Source organism: Roseivivax sp. (assembly GCF_054552075.1).
In genome coordinates, this window is record NZ_JBTOLZ010000010.1 from 1 (window position 1) to 15,975 (window position 15,975).

Annotated in this window: 12 protein-coding genes; 3 read left to right on the forward strand and 9 right to left on the reverse strand. The window is 69.8% G+C overall.

The genetic code is table 11. The features are described 5' to 3' along the window. Positions 1-278 precede the first annotated feature (278 nt). The gene (locus ACX938_RS09520) at positions 279-2,228 is read right to left on the reverse strand and encodes a lytic transglycosylase domain-containing protein (RefSeq protein ID WP_459430866.1); all 1,950 of its coding nucleotides are present in this window, start codon (positions 2,226-2,228) and stop codon (positions 279-281) included. A gap of 143 nt (positions 2,229-2,371) precedes the next feature. On the opposite strand from ACX938_RS09520, the gene dapA reads away from it, so the two are divergent. Then, entirely contained in the window at positions 2,372-3,247 is an 876-nt protein-coding gene (gene dapA, locus ACX938_RS09525; protein WP_232753680.1) for a 4-hydroxy-tetrahydrodipicolinate synthase, read from the forward strand. Positions 3,248-3,330: 83 nt separating this feature from the next. On the opposite strand, the gene ACX938_RS09530 is transcribed toward dapA, so the two are convergent. The 7 genes from ACX938_RS09530 to ACX938_RS09560 form a co-directional block, all read right to left on the reverse strand. Next, positions 3,331-4,647 (reverse strand): M16 family metallopeptidase, encoded by a 1,317-nt coding sequence (locus tag ACX938_RS09530; RefSeq protein WP_459430867.1) that lies wholly within the window; start codon positions 4,645-4,647, stop codon positions 3,331-3,333. Further along, complete coding sequence (locus ACX938_RS09535) at positions 4,644-6,017, reverse strand: M16 family metallopeptidase (RefSeq protein WP_459430868.1); 1,374 nt, start codon at positions 6,015-6,017, stop codon at positions 4,644-4,646. Before ACX938_RS09535 ends, ACX938_RS09530 begins: the two co-directional genes overlap by 4 nt. A gap of 93 nt (positions 6,018-6,110) precedes the next feature. Next, positions 6,111-6,626: a DUF3035 domain-containing protein gene (locus ACX938_RS09540; protein WP_232753677.1), complete on the reverse strand. Its 516-nt coding sequence runs from the start codon at positions 6,624-6,626 to the stop codon at positions 6,111-6,113. A 50-nt stretch (positions 6,627-6,676) separates the two neighbouring features. Next, positions 6,677-7,195, reverse strand: coding sequence for a signal peptidase II (gene lspA, locus ACX938_RS09545; protein WP_459430869.1), 519 nt, complete (start codon positions 7,193-7,195; stop codon positions 6,677-6,679). Between the two features lie 25 nt (positions 7,196-7,220). Continuing rightward, positions 7,221-8,810, reverse strand: coding sequence for a bifunctional phosphoribosylaminoimidazolecarboxamide formyltransferase/IMP cyclohydrolase (purH, locus tag ACX938_RS09550; RefSeq protein ID WP_459430870.1), 1,590 nt, complete (start codon positions 8,808-8,810; stop codon positions 7,221-7,223). Beyond that, positions 8,807-10,579: a heparinase II/III family protein gene (locus tag ACX938_RS09555; RefSeq protein WP_459430871.1), complete on the reverse strand. Its 1,773-nt coding sequence runs from the start codon at positions 10,577-10,579 to the stop codon at positions 8,807-8,809. The genes purH and ACX938_RS09555 overlap by 4 nt, the downstream gene beginning before the upstream one ends. Before the next feature lie 540 nt (positions 10,580-11,119). Further along, positions 11,120-12,292 carry a MalY/PatB family protein gene (locus ACX938_RS09560; protein ID WP_459430872.1) on the reverse strand — a complete coding sequence of 391 codons (1,173 nt, stop codon included), beginning with the start codon at positions 12,290-12,292 and terminating at the stop codon, positions 11,120-11,122. A 1,119-nt stretch (positions 12,293-13,411) separates the two neighbouring features. Between ACX938_RS09560 and def (ACX938_RS09565) the strand changes: the two genes are divergently transcribed. Further along, the gene (def, locus tag ACX938_RS09565) at positions 13,412-13,933 is read left to right on the forward strand and encodes a peptide deformylase (protein WP_459430873.1); all 522 of its coding nucleotides are present in this window, start codon (positions 13,412-13,414) and stop codon (positions 13,931-13,933) included. Further along, positions 13,930-14,424 carry a peptide deformylase gene (gene def, locus ACX938_RS09570; RefSeq protein ID WP_459430874.1) on the forward strand — a complete coding sequence of 165 codons (495 nt, stop codon included), beginning with the start codon at positions 13,930-13,932 and terminating at the stop codon, positions 14,422-14,424. The genes def (ACX938_RS09565) and def (ACX938_RS09570) overlap by 4 nt, the downstream gene beginning before the upstream one ends. On the opposite strand, the gene ACX938_RS09575 is transcribed toward def (ACX938_RS09570), so the two are convergent. Continuing rightward, complete coding sequence (locus ACX938_RS09575; RefSeq protein ID WP_459430875.1) at positions 14,425-15,774, reverse strand: aminotransferase class III-fold pyridoxal phosphate-dependent enzyme; 1,350 nt, start codon at positions 15,772-15,774, stop codon at positions 14,425-14,427. Between the last annotated feature and the right edge of the window lie 201 nt (positions 15,775-15,975).

Below are 15,975 nucleotides of genomic sequence, written 5' to 3' on the forward strand. Positions count from 1 at the left end.
CGCCGGACCGGCCCCTTGGGCCGGCGCTCTTGTGGGTGATGCGCATAGATCGCCGCTAGCCCTGACCTTGCTGGGATAAAGCGCCTCAATCGGAGGTCGGCAGCGCCGGCCCCCGGTCCGGCGCGCGCCCTCTGTTGCGAGGGGTGAGAGGGTGGCGGGGGTGCATCCTGCGCTTCGGGCAAGATCCCGGATGGGCGGCACGTTTGCGCCGTTGGCGCGGGCCCGCAATCAGCACAAAGCCGACCGCGCCCTCCGACCCCAAAGCCGACAGCCTCCCCTTACGACCCCGACCCCAGCGTCGCGCCCGCCAGCTCCTCCGAAAACGGCACCGGATGCGGATCCCGGCCAAGCCGGGCGCGGTAGACCGGCAGGCTCTCGGCCACGCGCATCACGTAGTTGCGGGTCTCGGCAAAGGGGATGTGCTCGATCCAGTCGATCACGTCCATCTCCCCCGCCCGCGGATCGCCGCGCTCGCGCATCCAGCGCTCGGGGCGCGAGGGGCCGGCGTTGTAGCCCGCCGAGACCATCACGACATTGCCGTCGAAGGTCTCCACCAGGTCCGCCAGATACGCCGCGCCCAGCCGCGCGTTGTAGACCGGATCGGCGGTCAGCCCGGCGCGGGAATAGTTGAGCCCGAGCCAGCCCGAGACTTCCTCGGCGGTGCCCGGCATGAGCTGCATCAGCCCGCGCGCCCCGGCGCCCGAGACCACCACCGGGTCGAACTCCGATTCGCGCCGGGCGATGGCCAGGACCAGCTCGGTCGGCACCGGATGGTCGACCTCGGCCAGGGGATGCAGCGGGTAATAGGGCCCGTAGACCTCGTGCCCGGCCTGGGCCGCGCGCTTGCCCAGCATCACCTGGATATGCGGGCGGTCGAGCTCGGCCAGCATGTCGCCCATCGAGCCAATCGCCTCGCGGTCGAGCCGCTCGGCCAGATGCGTCAGGAAGCGCTCGGCCAGCCAGTCCTCGCCCGCCGCCATGAGCAGCATCGCCGCGTCATAGACCGAGGTTTCGGTCCAGGAGGCACCGCGCCAGTCGGGAAACTCCTCCTGCCCGTCGAGCCGGGGCTCGGGCGGAAGCCCCGCGCGTTCCGCGGCCAGGAGCCCGTAGAAGCTGGTCTGATACTGCGCGCCGAAGGCATAGGCGTCATCCGCGCCAGTCACATCGCCCGCCGCCTCGCGGGCGCGGCCCAGCCAGTAGCCCGCCCGGCCAAGCGAGATCGGCGTGTCCACCGCGCCGCGGAAGGCGGTGAAATGCCGGCTCGCGGCCTCGGGGTCGTCGAGGAAGGTCAGCGCGATATAGCCCGCGAGCCATTCGAGCTGGGCGAAATCGCTGCCGCCCAGAAGATGATGCGAGGAGGCGATCTCATAGGCCTCGCGATGGGCGCCGTCATACATCCGGGTGCGGGCGTAGGTCTCGCGGCGGTCGGCCCAGGCGGCGGGCTCGCCCAGGTCGACGGCGCTGTCGGAGCGTTCGAGCAGCATGGCGATGGCATCGGCGTCCCGCCCCTTGCGGGCGCGCCAGACGAATCGCGCATGCGCGAGGCCCGGGTCGTCCTGCAGCGCCGCGGGCACCTTCTCGATCAGCGCGTCGACCCCCGGCGCGCCGTCGTAAAGCGCGATCCGCGCCTCGGCGAGCGCACGCTGGCCAGGGCTCACCATGGGCAGAAGGCGGCTCGCGTTGATCGTCCAGCCCTGCCAGAGCGCCATGTCGAGCCGCGCGGCGTTATGCGGCTTCAAAAGCTCGGCGTGGTTCACGGTGAAGGCCGCGTGTTCCTCGTCGGACATCGAGAGCGTGCGCCAGGCCAGGACGATCTCGGCATCCGCCGCGCCGCCCTCGCCGAAATGGCGGTAGGCGCGCGACAGCGACAGCGCCCCGGCGCCGGTCTGAGGACGCTGTTCGGCAAAGAAATCCCGGACATCCTCGTGGCTTGCCGCCGTGATCGCCTCTTCGCTCTTTTCGCGCAGGTAGGGCATGCCCGGCCAGTCGGCGTTGCGGGCCACGAAGTCGCGGACCTGGGCGGCATCGCCCTGGCCGTCGCGCAGGTAGTGCCAGAGCACCACGTCGACCGCCGCCTGGCCGTCGGCCCGCGCCTCGATCATCGCGGCGGCCCAGTTGCCGTCACGCAGAAGGCCCATGGCCCGCTCCAGCGCCTCCTGGGCGCGGGCATCGAGGGGCAGTGAGAGAAAGCAGAAGGCCGCGCAGGCCGTCACGATCCGTCCGAGCATCGTCTTGCAATTTCCGCGCTGAGACACGATAGACACGCTCCGAGGATATGGCCCGCGACAGCACTCGCAACTCACTTTCGCGGGATTTCGCCTGCCTCGCCGAATTGGGCCCGGAGCCCGCATCGAAACGAAAGGAGCGTGTCATGTTCAAGGGGTCTATGGTTGCCCTCGTCACGCCGTTCAAGGACGGCGCGGTGGATTTCGACACGCTGAAACGCCTGGTCGACTGGCACGTCGAGCAGGGCACCGACGCGCTGGTGCCGGTCGGCACCACCGGCGAGAGCCCGACGCTCAGCCACGAGGAACACGAGGCCGTGGTCGAGACGGTGGTGACCCAGTCCGCGGGCCGTCTGCCGGTGATCGCGGGTGCGGGGTCGAACAACACCGTCGAGGCGCTGCGCTTCATGCGCCACGCCCAGGAGGTCGGCGCCGATGCCGCGCTGGTGGTGACGCCCTATTACAACAAGCCCACGCAGGCCGGGCTCTATGCGCATTTCAAGATGCTGCACGACGAGACCGACCTGCCGATCATCATCTACAACATCCCCGGCCGCTCGGCGGTGGACATGTCGGCGGTGACCATGGGCGAGCTGGCCAAGCTGCCGCGCATCGTCGGCGTGAAGGATGCGACCGCGGATCTCGCGCGGGTCTGCGCCCAGCGGATCACCTGCGGGCCGGACTTCCTGCAGATCTCGGGCGAGGATGCGACCGCGCATGGGTTCAACGCCCAGGGCGGCGTCGGCTGCATCTCGGTGACCGCCAACGTGGCGCCGAAGATCTGCGCCGAGCTGCAGGACGCCTGCGCCGCCGGGGATTACGCCCATGCGCTGCAGCTGCAGGACCGGCTGATGCCGCTGCACCACGCGATCTTCACCGAGCCGGGGCTCTGCGGCGCGAAATACGCCATGAAGCAGCTCGGCCTCTGCGACGACGAGGTGCGCGCGCCGCTGGTGCCGATCACGCCCGAGACCCGCGCCAAGGTGGATCACGCGCTGCGCTTCGCGGGGCTCTTGAACTGATCCCGCTGCAGGCGACGGTCTGAAAATAGAAAACCCGCGCCAGGCTGCCCCGGCGCGGGTTTTTTCATGTCTGGGCTGCGGCCCTACTGGGTGACCGTGGCGTCCAGCCCCTCGGGTTCGCCGACCACCACGAAATAGAGTTCCTCAGGCTTCAGAAGCCGGCCCGCGACGCGGCGGATGTCCTCCAGGGTGACCGCCTCGACCTTGTCGTTGCGGGTCTCGACATAATCCGCCGAGAGCCCCTGCATCTGCATCCCCACGAGGATGTCCGCGATCGGCCCGTTGCCGTCGAAGCGCAGCGGATAAGCCCCGGTCAGATAGGTTTGGGCGGCCTCCAGCTCTTCGGCGGTCACGCCCTCTTCGGCCATGCGGCGCCATTCCTCGCGGATGACAGAGATCGCCTCGGCGATGCGGTCATTGGAGGAGGAGACGCGGCCCATCATCAGCTCGGCGTGGTTCTTGTCGGCGAGATAGGAATAGACGCCGTAGGTCAGCCCGCGCTTTTCGCGCACCTCGGTCATCAGCCGGGCCTCGAAGCCGCCGCCGCCGAGGATCTGGTTCATCACGAAGGCCGCGAAGAAATCCGGGTCGTCGCGGTCGATGCCGCTGTGCCCGAAGAGCGCGACCGACTGCGGCGTGGCGAAGGACACGACTTCAGTCTTGCCCTCGGTCTGCACGGTGATGTCCTCGGGCAGCGCCGGGCCTTCCTGGGGCAGATCGGCGAAGAGCCGGTCGATCAGCGCGCCCAGCTCCTCGGCCGAAATGTCGCCCGCCGCGCCGATGAAGGCGCGCTCGGTCGCCAGCGCCGCGTCGCGGGCGGCAAAGAGATCCTCGCGGGTGATCCCGGCCAGGCTCTCGGGCGTGCCCTCGATCGAGGAGCCATAGGGATGCTCGCCGAAGACCTGCTTAGAGAAGGTCTCGCCGGCGATTACGTCGGGGTCGGTCTTGTCGGACTGGATCGAGGCCAGGACCTGCGCCTTGACCCGTTCGATGGCATCCTCGTCGAAACGCGGGTCAACGAGGCTCTTGCGCAGAAGCGCCACCGCCTCGTCCATGTTCTCGGTCAGGAAGCGCGCCGAAACCGAGAGCGAATCATCGCCCACGTCGTAGGAGAAGCGCGCCGCCAGCCCTTCCTGGGCGGCGGTGAAGGCGCGCGCGTCCATCTCGCCCGCGCCCTCTTCGAGAAGGCCGGTCATCAGGTTGATCGCGCCGCGCTTGCCCTCGGGGTCGAGCGAGGCGCCGCCTTCGAAGCGCAGCTCCAGCGAGACGAAGGGGATCGAGGGTTCCTCGACCAGCCAGGCCGCGTGGCCGGCCCCGCTCGTCACCTCCTGGATGTCGACCGCGGCCGAGGCGATGCCCGCCCAGAGGCAGGCCGTGGCGGTCAGAATGGCCCGGATCATTGCGTCACCTCGCTGTCACCTTCCGCCGCGGCGGCGGGCTCTTCGGGGGCGACCAGGTAGCCGGTCACCGAGCGGCGTTTGTCGAAGATCGCACGGGCGGCCTCGAGGATCTCGGCCTCGCCCACCGATTGCAGGAGCCCCGGCCAGGCGCGCACGTCCTCGACCGTCAGGCCCGAGGCCAGCGCCGCGCCGTAGCGCCGCGCGATGCCGTTGGAATTGTCGAGCTCGTAGATCTGGCTGGCCTTGAGCTGGAACTTGATGCGCTCGAGCTGCTCGGCGTCGACGCCCTCTTCGAGGAAGCGCGCGATGCTGGCGTCCATGGCGGCCTCGGCCTCCTCGAGGCTCACGCCGTCGCGGGGCACCACGATCAGCCCGAAGCTGGTGTCGTCGTAGGAGGTGCCCGAGTAGAAGGCCGAGCTGTAGACCGCGATCTGCTCGTCGAACTGCAGGTCGCGGGTCAGCACCGAGGTCTGCCCGCCGCCCAGCACCTCGGCCAGGAGCGTCAGCGCCGCCGCGCGCTCCTGCGCGCCGGGGTCGCGTTCGGGCGCGAGGTAGCTGCGGATCACATAGGGCTGCGAGACCCGCGGATCGGCGTAGGTCAGCCGGCGTGGGGCGTTCTGCGGCGGCTCCTGCGGGCGCTCGCGGGGGCCAAGCTCGGGGTTGGCGGGCAGCGGGCCGTAGTTCTCCTCGGCCAGGCTGCGGACCTCGTCGGGGGTCACATCGCCCGCGACCACCAGGATCGCGTTGTTCGGCGCGTAGAAGCGGTCATAGAAGGCCAGCGCGTCCTCGAGCGTGAGGTTCTCCGCTTCGTGCTTCCAGCCGATGATCGGCGTGCCGTAGGGGTGGTTCAGGAACTGCGCGGCGTTGCGCTCCTCGGAGAACAGCGCCGAGGGGTTGTTCTCGACCCGCTGGTTGCGCTCTTCGATGATCACGTCGCGCTCGGTCAGGATGTCCTCCTGGTCGAGCTGCAGGTTGACCATGCGGTCGGCTTCCATCTGCATCATCAGGCCCAGCCGGTCGGCGGCGACGCGTTGGAAGTAGCCGGTGTAATCGTAGCTGGTGAAGGCGTTGTCGTCGCCGCCGTTGGCCGCAACGGTTTCCGAGAACTCGCCGGGCTCCAGCGTCTCGGTGCCCTTGAACAACAGATGCTCAAGAAAATGAGCAACGCCCGAGACACCGGGCTGCTCGTCGGCCGCGCCGGCGCGATACCAGACCATATGGGTGACCACCGGGGCGCGGTGATCCTCGACCACGACCACATCCATGCCGTTGTCCAGCGTGAAGGTGGTGACCGCGTCGTCGATGGTCTGGGCCTGTCCGGGCAACGCCCAAAGGGCGGCCGCCACGCAGAGCGCCGCGAATGATCTCATGTCCTGGCCTCCTCGGATCGACATTGGGGCAAGCTACGGCCTTCCCCGGCGAGATCAATGAAACTTGCGGAAATGTAATCGCCCGTGTCCGGGTCAGCTCCCGTCGGGACGGGCCGAGGGCGTGGCCACGTCGCTGCCCGGCCGCCGCACGCGGTCCAGCCAGAGGTAGGGGTCCAGGCTCTGGGCGCTGTAGGCACGGTTGTATTCGTTGTCCGGCACCAGCCGCCAGTTGAACAGGCTCTTGCGGGCGCGGAAGGCCGCGTCCTCCTGGGCCAGGGTCTGGCGGATGCCGTCCGAGCGGCCGAAGCGGCTCGCGGCATTGACCAGCGCGGCCTCGGAGCCCGGCACGCTGCCGGCGCTCAGCGCGGCGGGATTGCCGCCCAGCGCCGCCACGGCGTCGCCCAGCGGCTGCTGGTCGGCGCGGTTCGCCCCGCCCGGCGTCGGCGCGGGCAGCTCGGCGAAATTCGCCGGACTTTCCAGCGGCCGGTTCGGCACGATGTCGAACTCCTCGGGGCTGCCGGAGCTGTCGTTGAGATTGCGCAGGGTCCCGTCTCCGCACGCAGCCAGCGTCAGAGCGGTGAACAGCATTGCGAAATGCGCGCGGCGCATGGACCACCTCCGTCTCACTCGCCCCTGATTAGCCCAAGAGGAGGGCAAGGTCACGAGCCGTTTTTCCCACTGCTCCCGGAGCCGCCGTCTTCCGCGCTCTTGGCGTCCTCGCCCTGCCCCGAGAAGAGCACGAGCCCGATGGCGCCCGCGAAGATCGCGATGTCGGCGACGTTGAAGGCGAAGGGATTGTCGATGCCGCAGCAGGACATGTTCAGGAAATCCGCGACCGCGCCATAGAGGATGCGGTCGATCACATTGCCCACCGCGCCGCCGATCAGAAACCCCGCCGAGACGAATCCCAGCCGCCCCGGCGGATCGCGCCGGAGCCAGCCCAGCACCAGGAGCACGATGCCCACCGCCACGGCGATCAGCACCCAGCGCGTGGCGTCGCGTTCGCCCGACAGGAGCCCGAAGTTGATGCCGTAGTTCCAGGCCATGCGGAACTGCAGGAAGGGCGGGAAGACCGCGATCTCGCCCTTCTGCGCCAGGCTCATCACATGCACGACCAGCCATTTCGACAGCTGGTCGAGGAGCAGCGTCAGCGTCGCCACGAGTCCCAGGAGTTTCATCGCGCCTGCCTCCGTGCTCTCCGGCTCAATGCCGGAAGTGCCGCATGCCGGTGAAGACCATGGCGAGCCCGGCCTCGTCGGCGGCCTCGATCACCTTGTCGTCGCGCATCGAGCCGCCGGGCTGGATCACCGCGGTCGCGCCGGCCTCGGCGGCGCTCAGAAGGCCGTCGGGGAAGGGGAAGAAGGCGTCCGAGGCCACCACGGAGCCTTGGGTCAGCGGCGCCGAGAGACCCAGCGCCTCGGCCATGTCCTGGCTCTTGCGCGCGGCGATGCGGGTCGAATCGACCCGGCTCATCTGGCCCGCGCCGACGCCCACGGTGGCGCCGTCCTTGACGTAGACGATGGCGTTGGACTTCACGTGTTTGGCGACCTGCCAGGCAAAGAGCATGTCGCGCATCTCGTCGGCGGTGGGCTGGCGCTTGGTCACGCATTTCAGCTCCCATTCGCCGAGGCGGCCGTTGTCGCGGTCCTGCACGAGGAAGCCGCCGGCGACCTGCCGCAGGGTGAGGCCCGCGGCCTCGGGGTCCGACAGCCCGTCGGTGGTCAGGAGCCGCAGGTTCTTCTTGGCCGCGAAGACCTCGCGGGCGGCCTCGTCGGCGCCGGGGGCGATCACCACCTCGGTGAAGATCTCGGCGATGGCGCGGGCGGTCTCGCCGTCGAGCGGCTGGTTCAGCGCCACGATGCCGCCGAAGGCCGAGGTCCGGTCGCAGTCGAAGGCGCGGGCATAGGCGTCCTTCAGGCTGGTGCCGCGGGCCACGCCGCAGGGGTTGGCGTGCTTGATGATCGCGCAGGCCGGGCCGTCCTCGGGGGCGAACTCGCTGACCAGCTCGAAGGCCGCATCGGTGTCGTTGATGTTGTTGTAGGACAGCTCCTTGCCCTGATGCTGGCGGGCGGTGGCCACGCCGCTGGCCGCGCTGCCGTCGGTGTAGAAGGCCGCCGACTGGTGCGGGTTTTCGCCGTAGCGCAGGGTCTGGGCGAGCTTGCCCGCGACCACGCGGCGGCGCGGCGCGCTTTCGCCCAGCGCCTTTGCCATCCAGCCCGAGACCGCGGCGTCATAGGCCCCGGTGCGCGCATAGGCGGTCAGCGCCAGCCGCTGGCGGAAGCTATAGGAGGTCTGCCCGCCATTGGCTTTCAGCTCCTCGAGAAGGGCGGGATAATCCTCGGTGTCGACGACGACATTGACGAAGCCGTGGTTCTTGGCCGCCGCGCGGATCATCGCCGGGCCGCCGATGTCGATGTTCTCGATCGCCTCGGCGTAATCGGCGCCTTTCGCCACGGTCTCCTCGAAGGGGTAGAGGTTCACCACCAGAAGGTCGATCGCGGCGATGCCGTGTTCCTCCATGGCCTCGGTGTGGCTGGCCTCGTCGCGCAGCGCCAGGAGCCCGCCGTGCACCGCCGGGTGCAGCGTCTTGACCCGCCCGTCCATCATCTCGGGGAAGCCGGTCAGCTCGGAGACGTCGCGCACCGTCAGCCCGGCCTCGCGCATCGCCCGGGCCGTGCCACCGGTCGAGACCAGCTCGACCCCGCGCGCGTCCAGCGCCTGGGCCAGCTCGATCAGGCCGGTCTTGTCGGAAACGGAAAGCAGCGCGCGGCGGACGGGATGAAGATCGGTCATGAGGAGTCCTGGTTTGGATCGGTCGATGCGTCGTCCTCATCGTCGCGCACCAGGTCGCGGATGGCGGTTGCCGTCTCCTGCGCCTTGGCCAGCGACCAGCGGACGCGGGTCGCATACTCCATCGCGCGGCCGGATAAAACGATCTGTTGCGCCCCACGCGGCCTGAGACGGCCTTTTTCCAGGTAGACCGAGGGATCGAGCGACATCTCGGCGCTGCCGTCGTGGCGGAAGATCCAGATTTCGCCCGAGCGCAGCGCCATGGAGACCGCCGTGCCGCCGAGGTCGACCTCGGCGTCGACCTCGGGGTGCAGGTGGAAGCGGATCTGGAAGGGCAGCCCGGCCAGCGAGACCGCGTCCATGCGCCGGTCGAAGAGCGCCTTGTGGGCGGGCTCGATGGCAAAAAGCATGTCCTCGCCCGCCAGCGCCCGCCCGTCGAAGGTCAGCTCCAGCGTCCTGGCGTGGGTCAGCCCGTGGGTCGCGACATAGCCGTCGTGGCCGGCCTGGACGCTCAGCCCGTCCGGCGCGCGGCTGATCTCGGCGGGGACCTCGCGCGGCAGATCGGTCAGCCTTTCCCGCTGCGCCGCCCCGATCTGCCCCGGCGCGCCAAGCCGGGCCGAGGAATAGCCGTCGAGGCAGAGCGCCGAATGCGAGGGCGTCGCCCGGCCGGCCTTGCGCCAGGCATCGCCGAAGACCGCGCCCGAGCCGCAGTTGACCACCAGCGGGCGCCGCCCCGAGGTCAGCTCGAAGGCCAACGTCGAGGCATGGGCGTTGAGCGAGGCCCTCCCGCCGGGCGGCGGCGCGGCGTCGAGGATCAGGCTGGTGCGCCCCGCCGAGAGCCGCGCGAAGCCCATGGCCAGCCCCTCGGGGCGCCGCTTGCGGCTGCCGCTCGCGGCCAGCGCCTGGTCGAGCCGCCCTTCGAGCCCGCGCCCGCCGCCATGGAAGCGCGCGAGCCCGCCGTCGGCGTGGCGCAGCGCCCGGAGCGTCGGCGCGATGCGGTCGATGGCGGCGGCGATCTCGGGCCCGGCGCGGCGGTCGGCCTCGTAGAGCGCGCTCTGCGCCCAGGTCAGCAGGGTCAGCACCTCGAGCAGCTCCTCGGGGCTGCGGGTGGCGATGCCGCCCTGCGCGTCGACCTGGGTGTCGCATTCCCGGGCAAGCGCCGCGCGGGCGGTTTCTGCCTCGGCCTCCATCCCCTCGAGCGAGAGCCCGGCGTAGAGAAAGCCCGTCAGCGCCTCGATGCGCGCGAGGCCCGGGCCGGTCGCCCGCCAGCGCCGCGACAGGAAGCGCGCCTGGGCCGAGAGCATCCGGTAGAAGGCGGCGCTTTGCTCGGGCGTGCGCCCCGAGAGCAGGAAGAGCGCGTGGTGCACCAGCCGGATGATCCGCCGCCCGGCGAGGTCCGGCGTCCAGCCCGGCCCGCTGCCGCGCCCGTAGCGCGCCTGCCAGCCCCAGACCCAGTCCTGGGCCGCGCGCCGCGCCTTGGCGTCGCCCACCGCGGCGAGATCGTCGAGCCAGCCGAAACCGTGCAGGTCTTCCGAGAAGGCCGCGTCGGGCGCGCGCAGGTCCCAGGGCAGATGGCCCGGCGCCTCGACGAGGTGGCCCGCGAACAACAGGTTGCCGGCGGCGAGCTGCCGCCCGCGCGCCAGGCTGCCGACGGTGCGCGGCTCGGGCCGCGAGACGAAGCCCGCCGCCCCCCGGGCGCGCGCCGCCCGCCGCGCGTGGTATCGGTTGAGAAGGCTCGTGGCCCGGGTTCTCCAAGCCCCTAGCATCGACATGGTCCTGCCCCTCGCGGCCGTTCCGGCGCATCGTTGGGACAGTGATACTTGCGCGGAGGGGGCAAGTCACCCGCGAAAGGGGTGGGGTGCGGGGGCGAGGCGTGGGCTTGGGGGTGGTGGTGCGGGGTTGGGCGAAGGCTGGCGTCGTGAATGGGGCGCAATGGGCGCTTCCGTGCGGTCGATTCCGGACGCGGAGTGACGGAAACGGCCCCCTGCCCGCGCGGGTATGGCGCACCACCTGCCCCCGAAGCTTCGCGCATCGCGGCCCATTCGCAATAGATTTCCCACGGCAGCGTACTCGGTATCGACGGGCTGCCCGAGAGCACCGCCGACACTCCGCTCAACTGACACGCCACCTGCCCCCGAAGCGCCACCCCTTGCGCCCGAATAGCATCGAAGATGCCGGGCGCGCGCCGGACCGGCCCCTTGGGCCGGCGCTCCTTGGGATGGCGTGCTTAGTGTGTCGCTAGCCCTGACCTTGCTGGGATAAAGCGCTTCGCTCGTAGGGCAGAAGCGCCGGCCCCCGGTCCGGTGCGCGCCCTACTGCAGATCCGCAAAAGCCTTCGCCAACCGCTCGGCGGCCTCCTCGACCCGCGCGCGGGGCGTGGCGAGGTTGAACCGCAGGAAGCTCTCGCCGCCGCTGCCGAAGGTCTCGCCGTGGTTCACCGCGATTCCGGCCTCTTGCTCGACCCGGGCGCGGAACTCGCGCGGCGCCATGCCGGTGCCGGCGAAATCCACCCAGGCCAGGTAGGTCGCCTCGAGCGGCATCGAGGCGAGCCCCGGGATCTCCGCCACCGCCGCGTCGAAGACCTGCCGGTTGCCCTCGAGATAGGCGCAGAGCCCGTCGACCCACTCCGCGCCCTCGGCGCTGTAGGCGGCCTTCACCATCTCGAGCCCGAAGAGCCCCGGCGACATGCCGAGCGCCGCCATCCGCGCCCCGAAGGCCGAGCGCAGCGCCGGATCGGGGATGATGACATTGCCGATATGGGCCCCGGCGATGTTGAAGGTCTTGGTCGCCGCGGTCATCATCACCAGCCGGTCGCGGATGCCGTGGTCGATGGTGTCGAAGGCGCGGTGACGCTGGCCGGGCATGACGAGGTCCATGTGGATCTCGTCGGAGACCAGGATCAGGTTGTGGCGCCGGGCGAAGTCGGCGACGCCGCGCAGCTCCGCCTCGGACCAGACGCGGCCGCCGGGATTGTGCGGCGAGCAGAGGATCACCATCTTCTCGCGCCCGGTCATCTGGGCGTCATAGGCGTCGAAATCCATCCCGTAGCGGCCGTTCTCGGAGGTCAGCGGGCATTCCACCACCTCGCGGCCCGCGGCGCGGATCACCTTGGCGAAGGCGTGGTAGACCGGGGTGAAGAGCACCACCCCGTCGCCCGGCTCGGTCCAGGTGTCGACGCACATGGCGGTGCCGTTGACCAGCCCGTGGGTCGAGAAGATCCAGTCGGCCTCGATCGACCAGCCGTGGCGGGTCTGCATCCACCAGCAGATCGCCTCGCGGTAGGCCTCGTCGGGGCCCGGGTAGCCGTAGATGCCGTGATCGGCGAGCCCCCGGAGCGCTTGGGTCACCCCCTCGGGCGGGCGGAAGTCCATGTCGGCCACCCACATGGCGATGCCGGTCTCGGGCGACACGCCGTAGAGCTTCTCCATCCCGTCCCACTTCATGCAGCCGGTCCCGACCCGGTCGATGATCTCGTCGAAGCTCATGCGGTTCTCCTTGCTGGCGTCCCGCGCGAGACTGCCAGAACGCACGGCGGGCTCAAGGCGAAAGAGGGGGGGGTGGGGGTTGGGCGTGGAGGTGACGCGCCTCGGCTGTGGGGCCTGGGGGCGCGCGTCGGGCTGCGGACCCGGAGGCCTTGCGCCCAGTTGTGGCGAGGAGTGGCGTGCCGCCAGCCCAGAAGGTGCCATCCCGAGGACACCCGCGCCCGACGCCGGGTCGCGAGGCAAGCCCACCGTCAAAGAAAGGGCGCGCGCCGGACCGGGGGCCGGCGCTACTGACAGTCGATCGGCGCACTTTATCCCAGCCACGTCAGGGCTGGCTGTGAGCTATGCACGCCATCCGAAGGAGCGCCGGCCCATCGGGCCGGTCCGGCGCGCGCCCGGCACCTGCGGTGCTATTCGGGCGCAAGAGGAAGGCGTGGCGCCTTGGGCAGATTGTCGGTTTGGACGGTAGGGTTTGGTTGCTTGCGCACAGGATCGCTGCCTCCCAATCGAGACTGAGAACACGGCTGATCCCAAGGACGACCCTTTGTCCGGCCTCGAAGGAAGGGCGCGCGCCGGACCGGGGGCCGGCGCTGCCGACGGTCGAGCGGCGCACTTTATCCCAGCAAGGTCAGGACAAGCGGGGATCTGAGCACGCCACCCCAAGGAGCGCCGGCCCATCGGGCCGGTCCGGCGCGCGCCCGGCACCTTCGGTGCTCTTCGGGCGCAAGAGGGTGACGTGGCGCATTGGGCAGATGGTGGGTGCGGGCGGTGAGGTTGGTTGAGGGGCGGCATTGGAAGCGGTGCGCGTTGAGGCAAGTGCGGCTGTTGCGAGCGCGGTGAAAGTTGGGTGCCAGCGGCATTGGAAAGGCGTGAGTGGTGAACGTGGTAAAGGGGAGGCAAGAGTGGCGCAGGAGAGCGGCTTGAGCGCGTCCCCTCCCCGAGCCTTGCGGGGCTTGCGGGCCTCCCTTCAGCAATCACCTTCCCTCGGCAACCGACACACCATTCCAAGCACCCGCACAATCAATCCCTCCCCAGTCCCTCCAAAAAGCCCAACGCCCAAACACCTCCCCCTCCCCCCGCTTTCAGTTGCGCCCGCCCGGCGAGATGCTTACATCGCGCCCCATGGCACTGAGACCGATCATCCTGCACCCCGACCCGCGCCTGAAGAAGGTCTGCCCGCCCGTCGAGGCGGTCACCGACGAGCTGCGTGAGCTCGCCGACGACATGCTCGAGACCATGTATGACGCGCCCGGCATCGGCCTTGCGGCGCCGCAGATCGGGCAGATGCTGCGGCTGATCGTGCTCGACTGCGTGAAGGACGAGGACGCCGAGCCGCGCCCGATCGTCATGTTCAACCCCGAGATCCTCTCGGCCTCGGAAGAGACCGGCACCTACGAGGAAGGCTGCCTCTCGATCCCCGAGCAATTCGCCGAGGTCGAACGGCCGACCGAGGTCACCGTGACCTGGCTCGACCGCGACGGCGCGCGCCAGGAGGAACATTTCGACGGCCTCTGGGCAACCTGCGTGCAGCACGAGATCGACCATCTGAACGGCAAGCTCTTCATCGACTACCTCGGCCCGATGAAGCGCCAGATGATCACCCGCAAGATGCAGAAGCTGAAGCGCGAGAAGGCCCGCGCGTGACCGCCCGGCCGATCCTGCGCTGGCCCGACCGGCGGCTGAAGACCTCCGCCGCGCCGGTCTACGAGATCACCGACGAGATCCGCGGCCATTGGGACGACATGATCGACACCATGGAGGCCATGCCCGGCGTCGGGCTGGCGGCGGTGCAGATCGGCGTCATGCTGCGGCTCGCGGTGGTCGATGCCTCCGAGGCCCGGGGCGAGGCGATCCGCATGGCCAACCCCGAGGTTCTGCACGCCAGCGTCACTCCGCGCGAACACGAGGAAGCCAGCCCCTGCCTGCCCGGCGTCTCGGCCAAGGTCTCCCGGCCCCGGGCGGTGACGGTGCGCTTCCTCAACGCTGAGGGCGAGACCGAGGAAAAGGACTTCGTCGGCCTCTGGGCGACCTCGGTGCAGCACCAGATCGACCACCTGAACGGGCGGATGTATTTCGACCTTCTGTCAAAGACCCGGCGCGACATGCTGCTGCGCCGGGCCAAAAAGCGCGTCTGATCAGACCGCCGCGAGCCCGGTGTCGAGCGCCGCGAGGATGCCCTCGACCTCGCCCTCGGTGATCACCAGGGGCGGCGACATCAGGATGTTGTGCATGCCGAGCCGCACCATGGCGCCTGCCTCGTAGGTGGCCTGGTGGATGCGCGCCATGCTGGCGGCATCGAGCGGCGTCTTCGCCTGCCGGTCAGAGACCAGCTCCACCCCGGTCATCAGCCCGTGGCCGCCGCGCACGTCGCCGATGATCTCGTGACGCTGCGCCAGCGCCTTCACGCCCTCGTAGAGCTGGCGCCCGCGCGCGGCGGCATTGGCCTCGACGCCCAGCCGGCGGGTCTCTTCCAGGGTAGCGACCACCGCTGCCGCGCCGACGGGATGGGCGGAATAGGTGTAGCCGTGCCAGATCGCCCCCTCGGCGCCGGCGCTCTCGAAGACCTCGGCCATGCCGGCGGAGACCAGCGTCGCGCCGACCGGGAAATAGCCCGAGGTGATGCCCTTTGCGGTGCACATCATGTCGGGCTTCACGCCCCAGTGCCGCGCGCCCGAGCCATGACCCGTGCGCCCGAAGCCGGTGATCACCTCGTCCGAGATCATCAGGATGCCGTGCCTGTCGCAGACCTCGCGCATGCGCCGCATGAAGCTTTCGCCCGGCACGATCACCCCGCCCGCGCCCTGGATCGGCTCCATGATGAAGGCGGCGATGGTCTCGGGGCCCTGGAAGACGATCTCGTCCTCGGCCATGGCGGCGATCTTGCGGGCCAGTTCCTCGGGGTCGCGCTCGTCGAAGGGGTTGCGGTAGCTGTAGGGGCTCGGCAGGTGGAAACAGCCCGGCATCAGCGGCTCGTAGCCGATGCGGAAGCGGTTGTTGCCGTTGACCGAGGCGCCGCCCCAATGGGTGCCGTGATAGCCCTTCTTCAAGGACAGGAACTTGGTCCGCCCGGGCGCGCCCCTGAGCCGGTGATACTGCCGCGCGAGCCGCAGCGCGGTGTCGACCGAATCCGACCCGCCCGAGGTGAAGAAGGCCCGCGCCATGCCGTCGTCAGCGAAGAAGTCGCAGACCGCCTGGCTGGCCTCGATGGCGGCGGGATTGGTGGTGCCCGCGAAGGCCGAGTAATAGGGCAGTTCGCCCAGCTGATCGGCGATGGCGGCTTTCACCCGGTCGTTGGAATAGCCCAGGTTCACGCACCAGAGCCCGCCCACCGCATCGATGGCGGAATGCCCGTCGACATCGGTGATCGAGACGCCCGAGGCGCTGCGCACGATGCGCGGCGGGCTCTCGCGCAGGGCGCCGGGATGGCCCATCGGGTGCCAGAGATGGCGGGCGTTCTCTTCCTTGAGGTAGTTGAGGTCTTTCACGGCGGGGCCCTCCGCTGCTGGAATTTGATCAAATCCTAGCGCGCCACGGGTCCGGCCAAAAGAGATTCCTTCACCCCTTCATCTTGGCAAAAATACCTCGGGGGAGCGCGAGGGGGCTGGCCCCCTCGCCCGCGCGTGCCGCAGGCACGCGCTTCGGCGCATGACCTCGAAGTAAGAAGAATCCGAGGGGCAGCCCCGCAG

Bases quoted from the DNA above. Each gene is read 5' to 3' on its own strand.
- ACX938_RS09520 (WP_459430866.1), bottom strand. From the start codon at position 2,228: ATGCTCGGACGGATCGTGACGGCCTGCGCGGCCTTCTGCTTTCTCTCA.
- ACX938_RS09560 (WP_459430872.1), bottom strand. From the start codon at position 12,292: ATGAGCTTCGACGAGATCATCGACCGGGTCGGGACCGGCTGCATGAAG.
- purH (WP_459430870.1), bottom strand. From the start codon at position 8,810: ATGACCGATCTTCATCCCGTCCGCCGCGCGCTGCTTTCCGTTTCCGAC.
- dapA (WP_232753680.1), top strand. From the start codon at position 2,372: ATGTTCAAGGGGTCTATGGTTGCCCTCGTCACGCCGTTCAAGGACGGC.
- ACX938_RS09535 (WP_459430868.1), bottom strand. From the start codon at position 6,017: ATGAGATCATTCGCGGCGCTCTGCGTGGCGGCCGCCCTTTGGGCGTTG.
- ACX938_RS09555 (WP_459430871.1), bottom strand. From the start codon at position 10,579: ATGTCGATGCTAGGGGCTTGGAGAACCCGGGCCACGAGCCTTCTCAAC.
- ACX938_RS09530 (WP_459430867.1), bottom strand. From the start codon at position 4,647: ATGATCCGGGCCATTCTGACCGCCACGGCCTGCCTCTGGGCGGGCATC.
- lspA (WP_459430869.1), bottom strand. From the start codon at position 7,195: ATGAAACTCCTGGGACTCGTGGCGACGCTGACGCTGCTCCTCGACCAG.
- ACX938_RS09540 (WP_232753677.1), bottom strand. From the start codon at position 6,626: ATGCGCCGCGCGCATTTCGCAATGCTGTTCACCGCTCTGACGCTGGCT.
- def (WP_459430873.1), top strand. From the start codon at position 13,412: ATGGCACTGAGACCGATCATCCTGCACCCCGACCCGCGCCTGAAGAAG.